This is a genomic window from Ruminobacter sp. RM87 (genome assembly GCF_000701925.1).
Classification (GTDB): domain Bacteria; phylum Pseudomonadota; class Gammaproteobacteria; order Enterobacterales; family Succinivibrionaceae; genus Ruminobacter; species Ruminobacter amylophilus.
This window is the reverse complement of record NZ_KL370839.1, coordinates 1-2,569: the sequence shown is the minus strand read 5'-3', so window position 1 is coordinate 2,569 and position 2,569 is coordinate 1. Positions and strand designations below refer to the sequence as shown.

The window sequence follows — 2,569 nt, the reverse complement described above, 5'->3', positions numbered from 1 at the left end:
GAAACACCGCTTGATTTTACAGGGACGTAAAAGAAAGAGCGACGATTTTAAAACACACACATGTAAGTCAAGGGTTCGAACAGTTCATGATGAACAATTTGGTTCGAACCTTCTTTTTTTTCTCCTTATATTATTACAGAGCCTCCAGACCCGCCTCATATTCCATGGCGTTTTTTCTTCATTTTCCCGCTTACAGTCCTGATACTGTCTAAAATTCCTGACCTGTCTGAATGCTCTAAAAAATCACAAAAACACATATATAAAATACAATCTCTCACCCGCATGTGAGACTTTGTCTATAGTAATGTAAGCATAATAAAAATCATAAAACAGACACATAAAAAGTCTTTTTTTCGTAAACGCCATGTTTTCAATGGCTGCACGATTTTTCAAAGTCTCACAAAGGCTTACAGCCCTAAATAATGTGACAAAGATCAATATTCATAAAAATTCAAATTTTTACAATAGTAACTGTTGAGGGAGACAAGGATGTCTGGATACCTCACGCATCGCAGCCTTTCCGTTTACAGGATGTTGACGAACCGGGGCTGAGGAACAGGATGTTCCTTTTTTCATGGCTTTGTTTATACAGGACGTATGAAGCTGGCAATGATTTTTAAAGTACACACATGCAATGTTTATGGGTTCGAACAGCTATGAGCCACTTTAGTTCGAACCTTATTTTTTTTTGCATTCACAAAATTCAATCTTTCCTCCTTAATCCGGTGATTTTTCTTAATATGCTTAATCATACACTTTTACGGGTTACTTACAGGACAGGTATTACTGAACCGTCTGCCTTTATCCGCAGGCCGAAGCTGAATTTGCCCATACCTCTTGCCGAAATACATTGAATCAAACTTCTCTTTTTTACAGCATCGCCAAAAACATCAGCTTAGCTCACACAAATTTTATAAACACAAATTATAATTATTATATATGTCAGCTGATTCCGGTTGACTTTTTAACTCCGCAATACTGATATTTCAGTCATTTCCGGTTGATTATTACGGGCAATACTCTAACCGTCCTGACAGAACCTGAATCATTCGTTTGTCCCCAGAGCAAAGGAGCACTACATGAGTGAAAACAAGAAACTCGATTCCATCATGCGTAAAATTACCAGTGGCTTCACCGGAAATCCCGTAACTGATATGCCATATCTTCAGAAAAAGTGCGCCGAATACAAAGACCACGAGCTTGCAGAAGAGATTTTCATTGCATGCAACAGACTGTTGAACAGGATGTTCAGTGACAGCAAGAAAATCCTGCAGAATGATAATCTCGATGAAATTGCCCGTATATGCGAACAGAACCTCGACGGGATTCAGTCTCACATCAAGAGCGGAAAATACGACACGGCCTGTCAGCTTCTGAAAGGATACCTCGAAGAACTTGAACTTAAAAACATCGTTCACGAAGACGCTCAGTACCTGTATTTCAATTTCAGTGAATACTTTGAAGAAATCATGTACATACGCATGAACAAACCTGCCAAGAGAGTGAAGCGCATTCCGGTACCTTTCGGACGGATGTACCTTATTTACAGCTGGCTGCTCGTGGAACTCAAACAGATAGAAGAAGCCAGAAAGGCCTTGCTTAAAGGTCTGAGCTGGAATCCCGTAAACTTTCAGCTAATGTCTGAATATACCGAAACATTCAAGATGGAACATAATACAGATGAATTCTTCAGAAAGACACTGGATGCTTACAGAATTGCGTTCCGTTCGCATGACGTGGCCAGATGCTTACGTAACATCGCATACTACTTTGTGGAGAATAAGCTTTACAAAGATGCCGTTGGCACTCTGCTTCTGAGCACAAATTTTGATGAAGAGTCACCTATGGTTAAACAGGAACTCAGTTATATCGAAACTGTAGGCGGAATTTTCGAAGATCCAACGGCTGAAGACATGATGAAATGTTCAGAGAAATACGGTTTCTGGTGTGGAGCCGATCACGACGTCATTGATATAGCATACAATTACGCACATTATGCTCTTGAGGATAAAGACTTCGAGACAGCACGTTATTTTGCCGCCATTCTCAGCGATATTGTGCCAACAGAAGAAGCCAGAGAATTTCTGAAATCTATTCCGGAAACTGATAAGGAAAAGAATGAAAAAGACGTATAACTGCCTGATGCCGTAATTATGCATTTCATCAGTTTTCTCAAGTAAGCGCATCTTTCAGAAATGCCGTTAATGTAAACCGGAAATTCAGATAATCAATTTTCGAGTTTATACTTTAACCCCTAACTCCGCAGATCATAGTTTCTAATTTTTGATTTGCTTCTTTGGGTAAGGTATGCCGAACAAGTCGAAGAGATCTCTGGTTTTTTTAGGGATCTCTTTTGTTATGTAAGTACCTCTTCCCGGTGCCTTTGTGGCCTGAAGCTTTTTAAGCTGTATCATTGCCTTTTCCAATGATTCTCCTGGAAGTACCTTTCCGTCCGCTTTATGTCCTGCAGCGCTAACGCACATCATCATCCTCAAGGTCTGAGCCAGTAGATGAATGAATATTTTTCCCTTATATGTTGAACCGGTGGCATAGAGGCGTTCTCCTCCGT

Annotated in this window: 2 protein-coding genes; one reads left to right on the top strand and one right to left on the bottom strand. The window is 40.1% G+C overall.

Annotated features, from left to right (window positions below; translation table 11 throughout):
* Positions 1–1,079: 1,079 nt before the first annotated feature.
* Positions 1,080–2,135, top strand: coding sequence for a hypothetical protein (locus T489_RS0113240; RefSeq protein ID WP_031580470.1), 1,056 nt, complete (start codon positions 1,080–1,082; stop codon positions 2,133–2,135).
* A gap of 141 nt (positions 2,136–2,276) precedes the next feature.
* Here the strand turns inward: T489_RS0113240 and T489_RS15325 are convergent.
* The coding region (locus T489_RS15325; protein ID WP_031580469.1) for a hypothetical protein at positions 2,277–2,569 on the bottom strand (293 nt) is incomplete at its 5' end.

What these genes read in the sequence shown, in the direction of transcription:
- T489_RS0113240 (WP_031580470.1), top strand. Translation starts at nt 1,080, where the DNA reads ATGAGTGAAAACAAGAAACTCGATTCCATCATGCGTAAAATTACCAGT.